General features: G+C 69.5%; 2 protein-coding genes. One reads left to right on the forward strand and one right to left on the reverse strand.

Annotated elements, in window-relative coordinates:
• Nucleotides 1-1,286 (forward strand): glycine--tRNA ligase (locus tag DBR36_RS10365; RefSeq protein WP_258222713.1); only part of this gene is annotated, 1,286 nt, incomplete at its 5' end.
• Nucleotides 1,287-1,429: 143 nt separating this feature from the next.
• On the opposite strand, the gene DBR36_RS10370 is transcribed toward DBR36_RS10365, so the two are convergent.
• On the reverse strand, nt 1,430-2,002 hold the full coding sequence (locus DBR36_RS10370; RefSeq protein ID WP_108319125.1) for an HhH-GPD-type base excision DNA repair protein: 573 nt from the start codon (nt 2,000-2,002) through the stop codon (nt 1,430-1,432).
• Nucleotides 2,003-2,032: the final 30 nt, after the last annotated feature.

The raw sequence follows: 2,032 nt of genomic DNA on the forward strand, positions 1-2,032 counted from the left end.
ACTACGGCCCGCTCGGCACCGAGCTCAAAGAGAACATCCGTCGCCAGTGGTGGCAGACGTTCGTCCGCGGTCGCGGCGACATGGTGGGGCTGGACTCCAGCGTCATCCTCCCCAAGCGGGTGTGGGAGGCCTCGGGTCACGTGGCGACCTTCACCGACCCGCTCGTGGAGTGCCTCAGCTGCCACAAGCGCTTCCGCGCCGACAACCTCATCGAGGACTTCGAGGCGCGCAAGGGCCGCAAGGCCGAGAACGGCCTCGCCGACGTGCCCTGCCCCAACTGCGGCACCAAGGGCCAGTACACCGAGCCCAAGTCGTTCTCGGGCCTGGTCAAGACCTACCTCGGCGTCGTCGACGACGAGTCGGGCCTGCACTTCCTGCGCCCCGAGACCGCGCAGGGCATCTTCGTGAACTTCTCGAACGTGCTCACGGCATCGCGTCGCAAGCCCCCGTTCGGCGTCGGCCAGGTCGGCAAGGCGTTCCGCAACGAGATCACGCCCGGAAACTTCATCTTCCGCACGCGCGAGTTCGAGCAGATGGAGATCGAGTACTTCACCCCGCCGGCCGAGGCGAACGAGTGGTTCGAGCACTGGGTCGAGGCCTGCTGGAACTGGTTCATCGACCTCGGCATCGACGCCGACAACATGAAGCGCTTCGACGTGCCCGAGGACGACCGCGCGCACTACTCGGCCGGCACGATCGACGTCGAGTACCGCTTCGGCTTCCCGGGCAAGGAGTGGGGCGAGCTCATGGGCGTCGCCAACCGCACCGACTACGACCTCAAGAGCCACTCCGAGGCGTCGGGCCAGTCGCTGACGTTCTTCGACCAGGCGTCGGGTGAGAAGTACACGCCGTACGTGATCGAGCCGTCGTTCGGCCTGACGCGCGCGATGATGGCGTTCCTCGTCGACGCGTACCGCGAAGAAGAGGTGCCCAACGCCAAGGGCGGCACCGACACCCGCACGGTGCTCAAGCTCGACCCGCGTCTCGCGCCCGTCAAGGCCGCCGTCCTGCCGCTGTCGCGCAACGAGCGCCTGTCGCCCCTCGCGCGCGAGGTGGCCGACACCCTGCGCGGCGCCGGCTGGAACGTCGACTTCGACGACGCCGGCGCGATCGGCCGCCGCTACCGCCGTCAGGACGAGATCGGTACGCCGTTCTGCGTCACGATCGACTTCGACTCGCTCGACGACAACGCCGTGACCGTCCGCGACCGCGACACGATGGGCCAGGAGCGCATCGGTCTCGACGCGCTGCACGGCTACCTGGCGGAGCGGCTGCGCGGGGCCTGACCCGCTCTGAGTCGATACCGGATGCCACGGCCTCGAGGTCGTGGCATCCGGTATCTCGTTCTGCCGCTTGCGCGGTCAGCGCACGTGCGCGTCCACGCCTCCCCGACGGGGCGTGCTCGTCCGGGCCCCTGCCGAGCGGGGGCTCACTCGCCGTTCTTCGCGGCGGCCTTGGCCGCGCGCTTGTACTCCCGCACCTTCGTCAGCGACTCGGGGCTGACGATGTCGGCCACCGAGCGGTACGAGCCGTCCTCGCCGTAGGGCGCCGAGGCCTCGCGCCACCCGGTGCCGTCGAAGCCGCGCTGCTTGCCGAGCAGGGCGAGGAAGATCTTGGCCTTCTGCTCGCCGAAGCCGGGGAGGGCCTTGAGGCGCTTCAGGACCGTGGCGCCGTCGGGGTCGTCGCGGGTCCAGAGGTTCTCGGCCGCTCCGCCCCAGTCCTTCTCGATCGCGGCGCACAGTGCCTGGACGCGCGTGGCCATCGACCCCGGAAAACGGTGCACCGCGGGCGACTGCGAGAACGCCGCAGTGAAGTCGTCGGGGTCCTGGTGGGCGATGGCGGCGGCATCCATCGAACCGGTCCGCTCCTGGATCTTGAGCGGGCCCGCGAACGCGGTCTCCATGGGGACCTGCTGGTCGAGCAGCATGCCGATCAGCAGCGCGAGCGGGTTCGTCGACAGCAGGTCGTCGGCGGCGGGGTCGTCGGTGATGCGCAGGCTCATGCGTTCATTCTCCCGCGCGCGGCTCAGCCC

The organism is Microbacterium sp. HMWF026 (assembly GCF_003061325.1).
Lineage (GTDB): Bacteria > Actinomycetota > Actinomycetes > Actinomycetales > Microbacteriaceae > Microbacterium > Microbacterium testaceum_E.

Excerpts from the sequence above, each read along its gene's own strand:
- DBR36_RS10370 (WP_108319125.1), bottom strand. The coding sequence starts at position 2,002 with ATGAGCCTGCGCATCACCGACGACCCCGCCGCCGACGACCTGCTGTCG.